17 protein-coding genes and 1 pseudogene are annotated in these 16,017 nt (G+C 43.9%); 11 read left to right on the top strand and 7 right to left on the bottom strand.

All coding sequences use genetic code 11. The annotated features are described in order from the left end of the window. A complete protein-coding gene (locus tag NSQ57_RS17635) occupies nt 1-738 on the bottom strand; it encodes a GNAT family N-acetyltransferase (protein WP_342425090.1) in 738 nt (245 codons plus the stop codon). 514 nt (nt 739-1,252) lie between these two features. Here NSQ57_RS17635 and NSQ57_RS17630 point away from each other — a divergent pair. Then, a complete protein-coding gene (locus NSQ57_RS17630) occupies nt 1,253-1,624 on the top strand; it encodes a hypothetical protein (RefSeq protein ID WP_029515541.1) in 372 nt (123 codons plus the stop codon). Nucleotides 1,625-1,851: 227 nt separating this feature from the next. On the opposite strand, the gene NSQ57_RS17625 is transcribed toward NSQ57_RS17630, so the two are convergent. Continuing rightward, the gene (locus NSQ57_RS17625) at nt 1,852-2,856 is read right to left on the bottom strand and encodes a chitosanase (protein WP_342425089.1); all 1,005 of its coding nucleotides are present in this window, start codon (nt 2,854-2,856) and stop codon (nt 1,852-1,854) included. A gap of 265 nt (nt 2,857-3,121) precedes the next feature. Here NSQ57_RS17625 and NSQ57_RS17620 point away from each other — a divergent pair, with 265 nt between their 5' ends. The 5 genes from NSQ57_RS17620 to NSQ57_RS17600 all read left to right on the top strand — a co-directional run bounded on the left by NSQ57_RS17620 (nt 3,122) and on the right by NSQ57_RS17600 (nt 7,363). Beyond that, nucleotides 3,122-3,910: an isocitrate lyase/phosphoenolpyruvate mutase family protein gene (locus NSQ57_RS17620; protein WP_342425088.1), complete on the top strand. Its 789-nt coding sequence runs from the start codon at nt 3,122-3,124 to the stop codon at nt 3,908-3,910. A gap of 37 nt (nt 3,911-3,947) precedes the next feature. Continuing rightward, complete coding sequence (locus NSQ57_RS17615; protein WP_039274368.1) at nt 3,948-4,508, top strand: Ada metal-binding domain-containing protein; 561 nt, start codon at nt 3,948-3,950, stop codon at nt 4,506-4,508. 25 nt (nt 4,509-4,533) lie between these two features. Continuing rightward, on the top strand, nt 4,534-5,019 hold the full coding sequence (locus tag NSQ57_RS17610) for a methylated-DNA--[protein]-cysteine S-methyltransferase (protein WP_049816894.1): 486 nt from the start codon (nt 4,534-4,536) through the stop codon (nt 5,017-5,019). Between the two features lie 13 nt (nt 5,020-5,032). Further along, nucleotides 5,033-5,320, top strand: a complete 288-nt coding sequence (locus NSQ57_RS17605) for an antitoxin Xre/MbcA/ParS toxin-binding domain-containing protein (RefSeq protein WP_039274373.1) — start codon at nt 5,033-5,035, stop codon at nt 5,318-5,320. Between the two features lie 159 nt (nt 5,321-5,479). Beyond that, on the top strand, nt 5,480-7,363 hold the full coding sequence (locus tag NSQ57_RS17600) for a stalk domain-containing protein (protein ID WP_342425087.1): 1,884 nt from the start codon (nt 5,480-5,482) through the stop codon (nt 7,361-7,363). An 86-nt stretch (nt 7,364-7,449) separates the two neighbouring features. On the opposite strand, the gene NSQ57_RS17595 is transcribed toward NSQ57_RS17600, so the two are convergent. Next, the gene (locus tag NSQ57_RS17595; protein WP_342425086.1) at nt 7,450-8,007 is read right to left on the bottom strand and encodes a YdhK family protein; all 558 of its coding nucleotides are present in this window, start codon (nt 8,005-8,007) and stop codon (nt 7,450-7,452) included. A 289-nt stretch (nt 8,008-8,296) separates the two neighbouring features. Here NSQ57_RS17595 and NSQ57_RS17590 point away from each other — a divergent pair, with 289 nt between their 5' ends. The 3 genes and pseudogenes from NSQ57_RS17590 to NSQ57_RS17580 form a co-directional block, all read left to right on the top strand. Next, complete coding sequence (locus tag NSQ57_RS17590) at nt 8,297-9,136, top strand: MetQ/NlpA family ABC transporter substrate-binding protein (protein ID WP_341039759.1); 840 nt, start codon at nt 8,297-8,299, stop codon at nt 9,134-9,136. Between the two features lie 69 nt (nt 9,137-9,205). Further along, complete coding sequence (locus tag NSQ57_RS17585) at nt 9,206-10,381, top strand: aminotransferase class I/II-fold pyridoxal phosphate-dependent enzyme (protein ID WP_341039758.1); 1,176 nt, start codon at nt 9,206-9,208, stop codon at nt 10,379-10,381. Further along, a pseudogene (locus NSQ57_RS17580) lies at nt 10,365-10,523 on the top strand (5'-methylthioadenosine/S-adenosylhomocysteine nucleosidase); the annotation flags it as partial. The gene NSQ57_RS17585 and the pseudogene NSQ57_RS17580, both read left to right, overlap by 17 nt. A 174-nt stretch (nt 10,524-10,697) precedes the next feature. On the opposite strand, the gene NSQ57_RS17575 reads toward NSQ57_RS17580, so the two are convergent. The 4 genes from NSQ57_RS17575 to NSQ57_RS17560 all read right to left on the bottom strand — a co-directional run bounded on the left by NSQ57_RS17575 (nt 10,698) and on the right by NSQ57_RS17560 (nt 14,149). Further along, nucleotides 10,698-11,183: a DUF5381 family protein gene (locus NSQ57_RS17575; RefSeq protein ID WP_069010490.1), complete on the bottom strand. Its 486-nt coding sequence runs from the start codon at nt 11,181-11,183 to the stop codon at nt 10,698-10,700. Further along, nucleotides 11,176-12,012, bottom strand: coding sequence for a hypothetical protein (locus NSQ57_RS17570; protein WP_341039757.1), 837 nt, complete (start codon nt 12,010-12,012; stop codon nt 11,176-11,178). The genes NSQ57_RS17575 and NSQ57_RS17570 overlap by 8 nt, the downstream gene beginning before the upstream one ends. Before the next feature lie 35 nt (nt 12,013-12,047). Then, the gene (locus NSQ57_RS17565; protein WP_341039756.1) at nt 12,048-13,133 is read right to left on the bottom strand and encodes a WXG100 family type VII secretion target; all 1,086 of its coding nucleotides are present in this window, start codon (nt 13,131-13,133) and stop codon (nt 12,048-12,050) included. A gap of 269 nt (nt 13,134-13,402) precedes the next feature. Next, nucleotides 13,403-14,149 carry a hypothetical protein gene (locus NSQ57_RS17560; protein ID WP_341039755.1) on the bottom strand — a complete coding sequence of 249 codons (747 nt, stop codon included), beginning with the start codon at nt 14,147-14,149 and terminating at the stop codon, nt 13,403-13,405. Nucleotides 14,150-14,309: 160 nt separating this feature from the next. Between NSQ57_RS17560 and NSQ57_RS17555 the strand changes: the two genes are divergently transcribed. Then, nucleotides 14,310-15,236 (top strand): cell division protein ZipA C-terminal FtsZ-binding domain-containing protein, encoded by a 927-nt coding sequence (locus tag NSQ57_RS17555; protein WP_341039753.1) that lies wholly within the window; start codon nt 14,310-14,312, stop codon nt 15,234-15,236. Between the two features lie 20 nt (nt 15,237-15,256). After that, nucleotides 15,257-15,958, top strand: a complete 702-nt coding sequence (locus tag NSQ57_RS17550; RefSeq protein WP_165149720.1) for a DUF1963 domain-containing protein — start codon at nt 15,257-15,259, stop codon at nt 15,956-15,958. Nucleotides 15,959-16,017: the final 59 nt, after the last annotated feature.

Here is a 16,017-nt window from a genome sequence, read left to right as displayed (position 1 = left end):
TTATTCAAACGTAATATCAGTGATTTTGCCGGCTTCCTTAAAGCCGATATTTTTATAAACTTGATTGGAAACCGAATTTTTTAAATCTGCATATAGCATGGGTACTAAATGCTCATTTTCCAAAATCGAACATAGCTCGGATACCATTCCGCTGGCAAAACCTTTCTTTCGTAAATTAGGCGGGGTATACACAGCATTAATGCGAGCATGTCTCGGCGAGCGGTGAGCAATATTAGCCATGGACACAGGCATGTTATTTACAATCCAAAGATACAAATTTCCTGTCCCGATGGTCTTCTCCGCAACCGATATTTGACTAACCGGATCAATAAAACTACCTAAAGCTTCTTCTGAAAAACCAGCTAGAAACTGGGCAACTAATTGTACATCCTCTGGGATGGATTGTCGGATCATTCCCTCAACGCCCGAGGGCTTTTTATATTTAGGACAGAAATAAGATTCCATGACCATATGGGTATGTACCTGAGCAGCATGACGACGTTGTGCGTAAGCATTTGCGAACTTCTCGGCTGTTTCGGCATCACCACATACACCTGATAGGGTGGTTCCTTTTAAATAACGTAAGAGTTCTCCTATATAGGTCAATTTATGATTATCTGTGATTTGTTGTGAGATCCATAACCAGGCCTTATGTCCGGGTGATTGAGCAAAGACCATATTTTTATCGGACGTTTTGAGGCATGTTGATCCTTCTGACTCACAAATTCGATGGATCAAATGGTATCGAACTTCATCAGCCAAAAATAGATTTTGATTTAATATATCGTCGTTTGGGACTAGTTGCTCAATGATGACTCTGCCTCCTAATGAGCTGTGACCTAAGCACTTGTAAAGTGCTATGAAGCTATGAAGATTCGGTTGTTATATCTACTAGGATTTAAACTTCCGCGCTATACGCTTCTTATTTTTTTGTCGCCAAATCCATCTTTCGATAAAGTTTTTTTCTTTTCTTTCCTGAAGTGTTTCCTTCATACCCTTAATAAGAAATTCGGATCTTCGCTTGTCGTTTCTGCTAATTTCACGTAGTTCCTCAATAAATTTATCGTCCATGTCCGCATCTCCGTTAGTTCAGGATTTTCCAAATTGCTAAGCTAGATTATACAGAACATATGTTCCTTTTTCAAGTCTGCATCGCTCTATTCAATCACATAACCATTTTTAGATGGATGCTGCGAGGCCCGCGCCAATCGGATGGTGAGGCATAAGATAAGTTGAAAGGAGGAATTACAACATGGACAACAAAGCATATGTATCTCAAACGTATCCACGACTTACAGTTTACAACGAAGAAAATTTTCGGGGTTCCAGGAGAGTATTCAGAGGAAACCTAGGCATTCGTAATACCGATAACATTCTCGACGGCATCGAAAGTCTGCGTTTCTTTTCTACCAGCAGCAATGCTACACTGGTACTCTTTACAGGCACGCGGTTTAGAGGTAACTTCCGTGTGTTTAGAGGCAATCGCAGCATCGCCGACCTGGATGATCTGATTCGTGGGAATGATGTGGAATCTATTATCTCTACCAATCAACGTTTGACGTTGCAACAAATCCGTAATATCCGCAGTAGCGGTAGACTTCCATCTGGCTACCGAATCATCTAACGGCCTTATTTCGACTTCATAACCATTTTACAAGACTGTTTCAGGAGCTTGCAACTTTCGGGCTTTTGGGACAGTCTCTCTATTTGCACACGCGACCCACATATTTGAATGATGAGAGGAACTGTTTGGGAAAATGGGACCTTGTTAGTAGTCAACACCAACTCAATATTTATGAAAATAAATAAAGGAGGACATACGATATGCCCTCCTAATGACGTATATTGTATTTACTTCAGTTCCCAATTCGTTGCTTTGATCACGGCTGCATCTGCGTTCTTAAGATCTGTTTCGCCAGAAGCTAAGAGAGAACTCCATTGTTTCACACGATTCTTACCATTGGGAGGTTGGTTATAATCGTTGGTATCGACAACCAATGTACGCTTAGCATAGAAGCTAGTCATGAAATTCTTCTCATTCGTACTACTGCCTGAACGTGAGAGGATTCCTTCAAGACTACCTGAATCACCAGTAGCGCCTTGATTGAGTGCTGTGTCGACAAATGATCCAATCGTTAGAGCAGTATTAAATCCGCGTTTATGTGCTTGCTGTACACTATATTCGATATAGGTGTCATAGAACGTACGCCACATGGCTTCTCTCCAAGCTTCATTGTTTTGGAGAGCGTTGATCTTCTTCTTGATTACACTATCGCTATCGCTGAGCTTTAGAATCGAACCATTCATCTTCCCCTTTAGACCAGCACGTGTTAATCCACCTGCAATGGAAGGGTTGCTAGCTCCACTAGCAGCATCAAAAGCTTTAAATAAGTACGGGCCATCTGGTCCCGTATCATTTGAACCGCCTGTTGTTGCTCCAAAGATACCAATGGTGTACCCACGATTATCGCCGATATCTTCAGCATAGCCATAGAATTCAGTCCATTTCAAAGAATCTTGCTCTGGTTTGTTCACTAGCTTCATAATGTTATCCCACTGCTCACCGTCGAGTCCTGTATTAGCCTTCAGGAACTGAAGTGTTGAGGGTGAGAAATTAGCATTATGGTCAATAGCTGTAACCGCTGCTTGGCTAGTAGCTTCTTCGCTGGTAAGGGATAATGGCTGTATACTAGCTTCATTTGAGTTGTCGAAGCCCTCATTTAAATCGATCGTTTTCTGCACCGGAGTCCCATTCTCTTCAGCAAAAGCCTTGCTAGGTGAAGAGCCGGACAAGCTAGAGAAAGAAGCGACTACAGTAAAGCTTAGCAAGATCATAAGGAACTTTATTTTATACATATAACTCCTCCTATAAAATGTAATTGTGAAAGGCTAAAAGCGTAGATTTTCATCTAACTCGAATGGATTTAGCAAGAGTATAGATAAGAAGCATAGGATTGAATAGAGCTTAAATAACCGTTTTTTTCAAAAATTATGATTTATATGTGAATAAATGGACCAAGTTGTTCCTAGATTCCTACTGACCATAAGTGCAAGAATGAGGACGAAACAAAGATAGCCTCTTGATAAAATGAGTTACATCACATATCAGGAGGCTATATTTATGAACAAAATCCAGCAGTTTCATGCACTTCACACATTAGAGGAACTTTTATTTTTAGGGAACGCCTGGGATCTGCTATCTGCGGTGGCTCTGGAGAAAGCAGGTTTTAAGGCGATAGGTACGACGAGTTGGGGGATTGCCAATACGCTTGGATTTTCAGATGGAGAGCTTATTGATTTTGACCAGCACGTAAGTATTATTCGGACGATTGTTGAGCATGTTCAGATTCCAGTGTCGGCAGATATTGAAGCAGGATATGGAGAGGACACGGCAACGATTGTTGAGCATGTTTTAAGGGTAGCCGATGTGGGAGTTGCAGGGATTAATATTGAGGATTCTTTGAAAATGCAAAAGGGACTTCGAGAAGTGGGTCTGCACAGTAACCTATTGTCCAAAATTAGAGCGGCCTTGGATGTGCGTGGGTTTCAAGCGTTTTTTATAAACGCAAGAACGGATACATATTTGCAGATGAATACTCCACTTTCAGAGACCATAGAGCGGGCCAAAGCGTATGAGGATAGTGGTGCGAGCGGAATTTTTGTTCCAGGATTAAAGCGTGATGAAGAGATCAGGGAAGTTGTGTTTAATATACATGCTCCGCTTAATGTTTTATCCCTGCCGGGTCTGACGAATGTCCACCAGCTTCAGCAGTTAGGAGTTAAACGGTTTAGCTTTGGAAATGCATTTTCTGATAAGATAATAGTTGCTTTGCAAAAGAATGCAGAACAGTTGATAGAGCTACAAGATACATCACATTTATATGAGGATTTTGCAAAATCCTTGAGCTAGATGAATATGAACTATAGAAAGGACGGAGCATTCGATCATGGCTAACCTTAGTCTTTCTTTTGAAGAAATGTGGGAGAAAATTATAGCGTGTGATCGTAAGTATGACGGGTTGTTTTTTACCGCTGTGAAAACAACCCGCATATACTGCCGACCTTCCTGTCGATCCAAAAAGCCGAAGAAAATAAATGTGGAGTTTTACTTTGATTTGGACAAAGTGGAAAAGGCGGGTTTTCGTGCTTGCAAAAGATGCCAGCCCCATACAGACCATTCGCCGTATATCAGACTTGTGCAGAATGTGGTAACCTTTTTGGTTAATCATTACAAGGAAAAGCTTGTATTGCAGGATATTGCGGACCATATCGGAATAAGCTCCTTTTACTTGGATCGGATCTTTAAACAGGAAACCGCCGAAACCCCGCGCACGTATTTGGAAAAAATAAGAGTAGATAAGGCAGCCTATCTTCTTAAAAGTACAAATCTTACGAATCTTGAGATTTGCTATGAGACGGGCTTCCAAAGTCCCTCCCATTTCTATAAGGCGTTTCGTAGCTTGAACCATTGTTCTCCTAGTGAGTATAGAAAGTTGAGTAGGGAATAGAAAAGGAAGGAGGTTGTATCCTTTTATGAGCGAACTATACGTAATGAAGTATGTATCGCCGATTGGAGAGGTAGAGATACAGGGCACAAATGAGGCTGTCTATTCTATTATGTTCTCTAATCGGAATGAGCCCTTAACGAGGGCTATAGAAGAGGTTCCAATCCAAGTATTAGCGGAATGCACTACCCAGCTTGACGAGTATTTTAAAGGTGAGCGCTTTGAGTTTACGTTTCCTTATGCCTTTGAAGGTACGGATTTTCAGCAAAAAGTATGGAATGCTCTGGTGTCCGTGGGGTACGGTAAAACAACAGCTTATAAAGATATTGCTCTTGCTATTGGAAATGAAAAAGCGATCCGAGCCGTAGGCAGTGCTAATGGAAAAAATAAGCTGAGCATTGTGATTCCATGTCACCGAATTATCGGTTCCAATCAGAAACTAACGGGCTATGCAGGAGGGCTATGGAGAAAAGAATGGTTGCTCCAGCATGAAAAGCGTTGTCTGAGGCCCTAAGGAGGGTTCGTAGATGAGAGACATATATTTGAAAGAGTTTAAGCCGGAGAACTGGGCCAACATGGTTCAGGTCTATCAGGAGCGGTATGCACAGGTAGATCCGGCTATAAGAGCAAAAGTGGCCAAAAGTAAAATTCCCAAGGAGATTCAGATTGTGCTGCTGCCCGATATGGGGGAGTATTTGCTGATTTGGATGGATCGAAAAGTCCCCGCACTCGGCAACGAAACACCGTCGGATTATTTGAAAAGCGAAGAAGGGACTAAAGCACTGAAGGCGGCTATATTACGTATGCCACGTTGAAGAAGCGGACCAAGAAGATACATATGAACATTGAACAGAGCGCGAATGATGGAAAAAGTGAGTTCCTATATCCATAACTGTAATCAGATGGAATGAACTTCATCTAACCCTATGCTATGATTTACCGACAAGAATATAGATTTAAAAGGGGAAATAAGAATGAAGCTCAAAAAAATGATGTTCCTACTTTCGTTTTTAACGATATTTGTAGGGTTGATCACTTTGTGCACAGAAAGTGTTCAGGCTGCCAATTCGACAGTATTCAAAGATGGAGATAAGCTTAAGCTTATTCTTGATGATGGTAATGGAGTAAACAGAGTGTTTAAATTTGATCTCCCGTTTACGATTAAGCCTGATACACCAATTCGTCTGTATAGCAACAACATTGAAATTCCTTCTGGTGACTTTACGATCGATTATGCCAACTCCACAATTACGATTGCGGATTCACGACCAGCACCTGGGCCAGGATCAGAAAATCATATAGAACTTCCTATAGCTATAACTATGAAAGGGACTGTGCAGTCAGTCGATGAATCTACAGTAACTCCACTTGCGGAGGAGCCGAAAGTAACGCAGCCTGAGGTGGAGACCCATATAAAAGAGATTCCCACTCCCAGTGAACCCAAAGTTGCTCAACCTGTGGATGAACCGAAAGTAATTGAACCGCAAGTAACCCAGCCGATCGAGGAGCCTAAAGTGGACCAAGCGGTTGATGAGTCACCGGAAATCCCTTTGTCTATCCCATCTGGAGAAAATTTTCCGGGTACATTTACAATCAACTCTTCAAGTACATCATTTTCAGTTCGTTTGAAGATGAAAAATATTCAACCCACGTACACTTCATATGTTATGGTCAAAAATGCGGATGCTCAATTAATTAAACGGATTCAGTTCGATCCGGAAACAACGTTTAGCTACCCTTTGAGTAACCTGAATTTATCTACAGGTGGATATTACTTTTATATCAAAATGATCGATCAGTCGGGAAATTCGGCAGCGTCTGTACCCCAATTTGTTCCTATAAATAATAACAAGGCTCAGCAGGTTGAGGTGTTTATAGACGGTAAATTGCAACAATATGAGCAGCCTGCGACCTCTATTAGCGGAATTATGCTGGTGCCATTTCGTGCCGTTTTTGAGGCGCTTGGGGCGAAAGTGAAGTGGGATGGAGCTACCAAGACCGTTACTGCAACCAAAGGAAATACAACGATCAAGTTAACTGTAGGCTCCAGGGATGCCTATATCAACGGAAAATTAGTGCGTCTCAATGCGGCGCCAAGACTCATTAACGGCAAAGTAATGGTTCCTATTCGCTTTGTTAGTGAGGCGCTGGGTGCGAAGGTAAAGTGGAATATTGCTGCTCAGAGCGTTGTGATTTTCCTTGCTCCACCGCAGGTTTTGACAACCAGCGAAAGTGAACAATTAATGGAGGAAAATGAAGATGCTTCCTCATCACAATCCAATCCAACGATTCTGAAAAAGATATCCACCACCTTCTCCAAATCTACGGATATTGTGTTCGTCATAGATGTTACGAGTAGTATGACAGGGACGCTGGATTATGTGAGACATAAGGTGAAAGGCTTTGTTGATTCCGTTCCAGCAGGTTCTCATTTTGCTGTCGTAGCATTTCGGGATATCAATCTGAAGGCAGATAAAGATTTAGAATTTTTGGAGTTTACGACCGATAAAAATAAGTTAAAAGGTAACTTGAATATGCTGCGCCCTTCCGCTGGCGGGGATTTGAAGGAATCGGGATTAGAGGCTATTCAGTTAGCTATAAGTAAATTTCCCAAAAATTCTAATTCCAAAACAATCATATTCATTACAGATGCACCAGTTCATGATAAGAATACAGCCCTGGGTAAAGCCCGTTTTTCTGTGGATGAGATCAACGAGCAATTACAGAAAAATGATGTTATTTTTAATGCAATCGTGCCTGCAAATGGACTAGCCAACAAACAAATGAAAAAGCTTGTAGATTCCAACGAAGGGACTTTGTATGATATCAAGGAGGCCAAGCTGAATTTAGCGAAGTAGGTTTGTCCAAACTCAAATAAAGCCGTTAAAGGGAGCCGATGCCAGGCTCCCTTTTGTTATCACAAGCGACCTGTGATGAAAGAGTTCTAATGGGCTGAAAGCTCACTCTCCGTCACCCATTTATGATTTTTGACAGGCTCTCCCCCTGTAGTCGGCGTATAGTCTACCATATATACGGTCGTTGGCTCGGCGGAATCAATGGTAGCCTTAGCCCCATCCATCCCCTTCATATGATCTGCTGCAAGGATAACCTCTGTGCCCGGTGCATAGGGCTCACTACTTGCATCCTTAATCTCTTCATGAATAACCCACTTATGATTATTCACTTTTTCTCCTCCAGTGGTTGGTGTATAGGAGACTGTATAAGCAGTAGTCGTATAAGCACCCGCAATCGTGGCCGTAGCCCCATTCATGCCGGCCATATGGTCAGCTCGTATAGTCGCTTGACTACCAACTTTGAAGGCTGGATTTTCAGCTTCTTTTAATCCGACAGGAAGCTCACTGGAAGTGGAATGGTTCATCTCCGATGTGTCGTGCTGTTGACTGCTGTTTGCCGTATGCTCCTGGTTCGGCGCGTTACTGTTCCCGCACCCACTCAAAATCATCATGACTGTACCAGCGAGCAAAGCCCATTGCATTCTCATATTTAATAGCTCCTTTAGGGTTTTATTTTCATATTCAATTATACCCATGGGGGGTATAATTGAAACGGAATAATATTACAAACATGTGAAGTGTTTTGCTTTCAAGGTGATCTCCAGTTGTGCCCCTTTTTTTGCTATGCAGAAGATGCGTAATTAAATGTTGTTGACAGTGAATAAAAAATCATTGTAATATCTATAAAACTCATCAAATTACTTGGTATTTTGAGCGACTGTAAACATTTTAACTCACCAAAAGTAGATGATATCAAGGAGCAGGGGGAGACATCAAATGAAGAAACCATGGATTTCATTTATATTGCTGTTGGGAGCAGTCGTGCTTTTTATTTCAGGCTGCGGCAGCAAGAATACGTCGGGCAATGCTGCGGGTGAAGAAAAGAAAACACTGCATATCAGCTTTAATCCTGGTCCATATAGCGATCAGTTTAAGAATGGTGTGGCTCCATATTTGGAGAAGAAAGGATATAAGATTACATATAAAGAGTTTACAGACGGTGTTCAGCCCAATGTAGCCGTGGCTAAGGGGGATATTGATGCTAATGTGTTTCAGCATTCGCTTTACCTGGATTCTATGAATAAGCGGGAGAATATTGATCTGATTGGTGCTGTACAGGTCCCCACTCCTCCAATGGGATTGTACTCCAGCAAGCATACCAGCCTTGACGAAATCGGCGATGGAGCCCAAATCAACCTGCCCAACGAGCCAGTCAATATGCTGCGTGCGCTGAATATTTTGAAGGAAGTAGGCTGGATTACGTTAAAGGACAATATCGATCCATTGCAAACCTCGGTGAACGACATCACCTCTAATCCGCATCATCTGCAATTTGTTGCTACCGATCCGGCACAGGGGCCACGTGTACTGAAGGATGTTGATTTTGCGGCTATACAAGGGAACTTTGCTGTATCGAATGGAATAAAGCTGACCTCGGCATTAAAGCTTGAAAATATGACAGATCCGTTCACGAACGTGGTCGCTGTGGACAGCAAGAACAAGGATAAGCCCTTCGTCAAAGACATTATTGAAGGATATCATTCAGATGAATTCCAAAAGTACATCCATTCGAACCCTGATTATGAAGGCTACAAGTTGCCAAGCTATTTCAAATAATATGGGGCATTATCTTCTGCGGGCTGACGTTGTCAGCCTGTATCTTATGGATAGAAGGTGGATATGAACGTGATTTTTTCATCCTCTGATTTCGTCAAGGCTCTGCCTGACAACTATTTTAGCGCAATAGATGACAAAGTGAATCTGTATAAAAGTAAAGGAATAGATGTAATTAATCTGGCAGCCGGCAACCCGGATCAGCCAACACCGGCGCATATTATCAGCGCTTTGAAGGAAGCGGTTGATCAACCGATCAATCAGGGCTATCCGCCTTTTCATGGAAAAAAAAGCACGCTGGAGGCTGTCGCCGCGTTCTATAAACGGGAGTATCAGGTGGAGCTGGATCCTGACCGGGAGATTGCCATATTCAACGGCTCAGCCATAGGCGTAATGGGGATTCCACAGGCGCTGCTGAATCCCGGTGATTGGTTATTGACCACCGATCCGGCATATCCCCAATATTATTCCGCTGCTGCGCTGGCAAGAGCCCATATTCATACGATTCCGCTTGATGAGAAGCTTGGTTTCTTGCCTGATTATACAACCGTGCCAGAGGAAATCGCAGAGCAGGTCAAATTGCTTATGATTAATTATCCGAACAATCCGACTGGAGCCGTAGCTACTGCAGATTTTCTGACGAAGACGCTGGATTATGCCGCTCGGTATCAGTTTCCAGTTATGAATGATTTTGCTTACGGTGCTCTTGGATTTGACGGGCATAAGCCGATTAGTTTATTGCAAATCCCCGGCGGCAAGGAGTATGGCGTCGAGACGTATACAGCTTCCAAAACGTATAACATGGCTGGATGGCGCTTCGGATTTGCGGTTGGAAATGCGTCCGTTATTGGTGCGCTCAAGCATTATCATACGCATGCCTACAGCACTGTTTTTGGCGCGGTACAGGATGCGGGAGCTGTCGCATTGCTGGGCACCCAGGAGCCAGTACAGGAGCTCGCGAAGTTATATGAGCGGCGCCGTAATGTTCTTATTGCAGCGTTACGAGGTATTGGCTGGGATGTAGCAGCTCCCCAAGGGTCTTTTTTTGCCTGGTTCAAGGTGCCGGAGGGGCATACATCGGCTTCCTTTGCAGACTTTTTATTGGACGGGGCGCACGTTGCGGTCGCTCCTGGAGAAGGCTTTGGTCGTGCAGGAGCTTCTTATGTGCGGGTCAGTCTGGTAAACAGTGAGGAAAGGCTGCTGGAGGCGGTGCAGCGTATCGCAGCGACGGGTGTTTTTCAAGTATAAGCCGGAATACAAGGAAGTTATTTTGCTGCAATCAGGAATTGGCAAAGCGAACGCTGCCTCGACTACGGCCCTGCTGATTGAGCGTTTTAGCCCAGAGCTTGTCATTAATACCGGGTCTGCGGGTGGGCTCGATCCAGCGCTGCTTGCTTTTGCGACAGAAGCGCTGGCGGAGACCAGGATTGAGGGGAAGATCGTCAAGGGTTTGATTACGACGGCAGACTCCTTTATCCGCAGCCAGTTTGGTATTCCATTTTTGGCTGCGGCCAATTCGGCCGCATATGATAGAGACAAGCTTTGATATATTCAATGGCACTATTCAGGAACGTTTTTTCTTCGACTTGCCATGCTGGTTAATGAGAGTTCGAAGTTGTTTCCCGGTTTGGTTCAGCTCTATATCGTTCAACACATAGTCGGTGCTGACTTCCCAGGTGCTGTGGTCATTCAGATGAAAAATAAAGGCGGGAAAGCGAGGGCGCAGCCATTTGCGGATGGAGGCCCCTTCGAATTCGACTTTAGTGATTGCAGCCCACGGGACAGTTCGAATACCATCTGAAATGCTGTGCTCGTCAAAGATGAACAGGTAGGTATCCTTTCGAAGCGTTCTGCTCAAACAAACCACGAGATAGCTACCGAAAAAAGGAAGTCCGACAATGGCGGACGTAATAAAGAAGAAGATTTGTAGAGCTGAGATATCTTCGTCGATAAAAATGAGCAGCAGCAAAAACAGACAAATAAGCACAAACATCAAGCTGCCCATGGCTTTCCAAAATGCCAAAGATCTTCGATATACAATTTTATCCACGGAATACCGCCTCGTCGGGAACAAACGCCTGAATGAAATAAGTTATCCGTTCTATCCAGTCAGCTTCGGTCACACTTTCAATTCGCAGACATGGAGTGGCCTGCATATCCAGTTCTGTATTTCTTACAATCCACACATCATTCTTTCCTTTAAGAACAAATAGCAGATTTGTAACAGAAGGACCATTTTCATCCGTATCCGTGTATACCATTTGGCTCAAATTATCAAGGCTACACTGATTACGATCAAAATCCTCCCGCCAGTCTTGTATCATTTGTTGAGCCGACTCATGAAGCTTCCACGTTGTCATTTGCTGCATGGTGAAGTTGGATGAGGTTAACTCATTCCACTGTTCTTCGGTCAGATCGACGTATCGGCTGTGCGCATTGAAGTTCGGAGCAGACAGGCCGAACAGTTGATCAATGTCGTGATGCCAGTCTTCTGGAGAAGACCAGCGAAAGAAATGGAGTTCATTGTGACTGGAGAAATGATACAGAAAACGTTCATTTCCATGGTGTATCGTTAACGTATTTTGCTTATCTTGTTGCTCCTTAAAGCCACGTAGCATCTGACGACTTTGTACCAGATGAGCTAAAATTTCAACAATGAACGCATCAAATTCGAGCTGTTGTTGCTCGTCATCCCGTTGTTCCATCAAACCCTTGGATATCAGGCTATGCGTTGCGGCATGAAAAAGTAGTTCCCAGCGATCTTCGGTTAGTTCCCCGTAATAAGATTGGAGCAGACCAGAAGCCATATCTTCTGCGCCCAATGCGGTCAAGGCAAAGCCTAGCTCTTCAAGCGTTAAAATTACCGTTTGTTTGTCCATAGTCAGGCTCCTTCTCCATCTGTTAGGTGTGTATATTATTTAAATAATTTGCTGGCCCAGCGTATCCCTTTTTCGGCAAATTTGGCGACTTTTCCGCCTGCCCAGCTTCCCACTGTACCGCCGACGTATGCCCCGACGGCTGCGCCGACCGGACCACCGATAGCACCGCCTATGGACCCCAAAACGACAGCGCCGCCATAAGTTGCGGCGGTTTTAATCGCTACGTTAGAGGCAGATACAGCTACATCCGTTCCGGTAAGCTTCCCGCTTTTCCATTTTCCAGCCAGACTGATGCCCTCGCCCACAATATTCATGGTGGCATTAATAGGGTAGAGCTTTTTGGCAATCATACCGGGAATTTGGCGGGTGGCTATGCCGTAACGTCCTTTTTCCACCCCGGCGATGACGTTCCGTGTCCACTGAGGAAAGCTGTTGGCTTTGTTGAATCCGAGGCCGAGCTTACCCATTTGAAGCTTTCCAACTAATCGATCAAAGCCCTTTAACCCCTTCATCACAATACCGGGTTTGGCGAATTGGCGGTTTAGGCTTTTGCCCAAATTACGCATAAAAGCATTGTTACCCTTGCCTTTCACCCATGCCGCATTATGTATAACCGCTCGAGTGGGATTCTTCAGACTTTTCTTGAATTCTACTGTTTTGGTGAGCACAAGTGTGGAAGCCAGACCGCTATAGATCGCTGTTCCGGCAAATCCTAGTTGCCCGCGCCATTTGTTGGCCTCTGACAGGCTGTTAATGGCTATATCTGCTGGATCGGGTCCTTTTTTCCCGGAAGTTGCCCCTTCGCTGTTGCTGATCTGTCCGCTGTGATCTCCTTTGGTAATCCCCGTGTCTGCTTGGGTATCTGTTTCCTTAAATTTTACTGCAATGGAACGCAGCTCTGTGCTGACAGAACTGACAGTTTGAGTGAAAGCATCCATTTGTCCACGCGCTTTATGAAAATCCTGATAAAAGCGCTGCTGTGTTGTTCCTGCCCAGCTATTTTCCAACATCTGAATATGCTGTGACAGTTGTCCGCAAATTTGTGCCCCCAGCTCACGTGCCTGTGCGAACTGCCTGGAAACCGCTTCTAGTTTCTCAGGAGGAACCATAATTTTAGCCATGATGTCCACCTCGGATGATTAAAATAATTACTTATATTTTAGTGAATCCAGTGGGGGTTAGCAAAAAAAGGAGGGGGTTTTAGTGAAAAATAAGTCATTTGTATGAGTTCATGAGGGTGCATAAGGGAGAATAGTAGGAGGTGTATGATCCGAAGTTCTTATAGTCACTCATAACGAAATGAAAAAAGCCACTCTTTTCAAATGGAGCTTTCCATTAGAAAGAGAGGCCTTCTTGCGTAGAGACTAATACATATTTCGCGTCGGTTTAATTACTTTAGCGGAATCTGCTTGGACAGCTTTTCAAACTGCTGCAAGTGAGGAGTGACCTTGGCAGTAATTCCTTTGAGATACTTAATGGACGCTTGTCTTTGGCGTTCTTTGGTGGCAGTCTCTTCAGGGAACATGGAGTATTCCTTTTGGACAGAGCCATTTTTATAATTTACGGAGAAGAGGTCTCCTTTTTGCCACCTTTGGACCAGATCTTGATTACTGTGCAAGATATTTATTATTTCATTGCTATTTTTATAAGTGAAGCTGTAGTCTGGATCGGCCACGGCGTGGATCACTTGGTAGCCGTTCTGTAATCCATTGTTCTGAAAAGTACCTACTTGGATCTCGTTCGAACGTACGGTTTCATCCATTTGCGTCACTTCTTCAGTCTGCGTACCCTTGCCGCTCATCGTGTCATTGCTCCAAGTTCCGTTGTATACGACTTTATGATTCTGTCCATCTGCATCCGTGTATTGATTTGTATATTTTCCGGTACCTGATCGCTTGCCATTCACAAAATCACCCGAATACTGCTTATATTCGCTCCATTTGATCGTACCACGTCCGTTAGGCTGCCCATTCTCGACCTCTCCATAGTAAGTAGTCTGACCGGATAGCTGAAGCAATTCCTTGGTTGCAGCCGCATTCGCCGCAGGTGTACTTACAGACAGCGCTCCAGATATCAGCGATGCGGACACCATAATAGGCAGTGATAGAGCCTTGCCTTTTTGCCAAAGTTTTTGCATCATGAGTTCTCCCCTTTCGAAGCTTTGAATTTCTAAAAAGTTAAGTTCAACAACCCAGCACCGTTTTTATACTATTTTGTGCTTGGTGATTTATAGTTTAATATATATTGAGAATTATAGGAAACTGTAAAGTGAAAACAGCTAGTTAGGAGAGAGATTCATGAATTTACCCGAACATGGGAGTGAGGATGTATCGAGCATCCTTGCCGTGGAGTTGGAACATGAGCCTGTCAAGACCATAAAAGGAATCCATCAAGTGGAGCCTGATGCTAATATCTATTGGCTGATTGATGTGGAATTTAGTGGTTTTACGTTGTCAGATGAGGATATTTTGCAATTGCTCAAAGGATATATCGTGTATGGGCATGTTCATGATTTACAGGTGTGGACTAGTGTGGGGCGCAGACCAGCAGGCGAATGCCATTTTGATAAAATTTGTGTTTGTATAGATATATTCGATAATGTAGAGATGCAGGTTTGTTTGGATGAAGCCAAGGTTGCAGACTTTATGAACACACTGCCAGCGCGTTTTCAGGAGAAGGGAACTGTTCATGTGCTTCCTCGAGAGGATGCTGCCCATGCACGTGCAAAAGCGGAAAAACTTAAAGCATTTACAGATCAGGAAGGTGAAAGGGAACACGCTGTCATGCTTAGGCTAGTAGCGGATCAAGGCCAATCTTACCGTGGAGCGGATATCTGGGATGTCATGCTGAGTCTCGGAATGGAGTGGGGAGATATGGACATTTTCCATGCACACCATCACGGGACGGGAGGTTATGATGAACTATTTAGCGTACATACGGGAACCGAGCCTGGCTTTTTTTGGTTGAGTACACTCGCAGAGGAGCGCTTTGCAGATTTAATTTTTAGTATGGATGGGGTGCGAACCGCGCAGCCGCAAACGGTGTTTGAGGCGATGTGGAAAAGTGCCGAATATGCACGCACCAGACTCGGCGGGACATTAGTGAATGAACAGGGTCTGCCAGCTGTGCCGGAAGATTATCTACATCAGATTCAAGAGATGGAAGATCGACTAAGAGAGTTTGGATTTAAAGCAGGCGAGGATGTTGTTCTGTTTCTATTCTAGATTAGAAAGGAGTGATTTCGTTGTCCAGCAACGCTATTGAAAAGCTAAGAACGATTCTAAAACGTAAAGCTACTATTTTTCATACAGGGGGTCGTAGACCGTCGGATTCCCTTGAACAAAGCTGGATTGGTAGAGTTACAGTGGCTTTGCCAACGGAGGAACGACCCATTGATGTACAGGGGAATGCTATGGCTCCGATCATGCAATTGTATTTGCCGGGCTTGCCCTTTGTCCCTGAAGCTATGCGTAGCATCAAGCTGTTGACAGTCTTCCTGTCTCCCGATGTACTGGATCATGAGGACATGGAAGGGTATATGTGTATTCGTGAGTATACGTCGGTAGAGGATTTGGTCGAAAAAGATTTTGGTCCGTCATTTATGCAAATCAAAGCATTTCCGCTGTTCCCTGAACTCAAAGAGAATGATTATCCGGTCTGGGACGGTGATGACATCCCTGAGGAATACGGCGATGCCCTTAACCAAATGGACAAGGAGGAACCCGACTATTTTGAGGACATCGTAGAGGAAATATATGCGGTTCACAAAATCGGTGGCTATCCCAGCTTTATTCAATCGGGCATTGACTTTGGCGAGGGCTATGAATTTGTATTTCAGATTGCTTCGGATGCCAAAGCCCAATTGAATATTGTGGATGGAGGCAGCTTTTATTTTGCCAAGCATCAGAATGACGGAGTCTGGCGGGGTTACTTTGATTTTTACTAATAGGCTCATTTAGAGAGCAGTCTGGAACCGATCGTTTTGTAGAGCATGGCAACCCTATA

This window comes from Paenibacillus sp. FSL L8-0502, from assembly GCF_038593055.1.
Lineage (GTDB): Bacteria > Bacillota > Bacilli > Paenibacillales > Paenibacillaceae > Paenibacillus > Paenibacillus polymyxa_D.
This window is presented reverse-complemented; position numbering and strand designations above follow the sequence as displayed.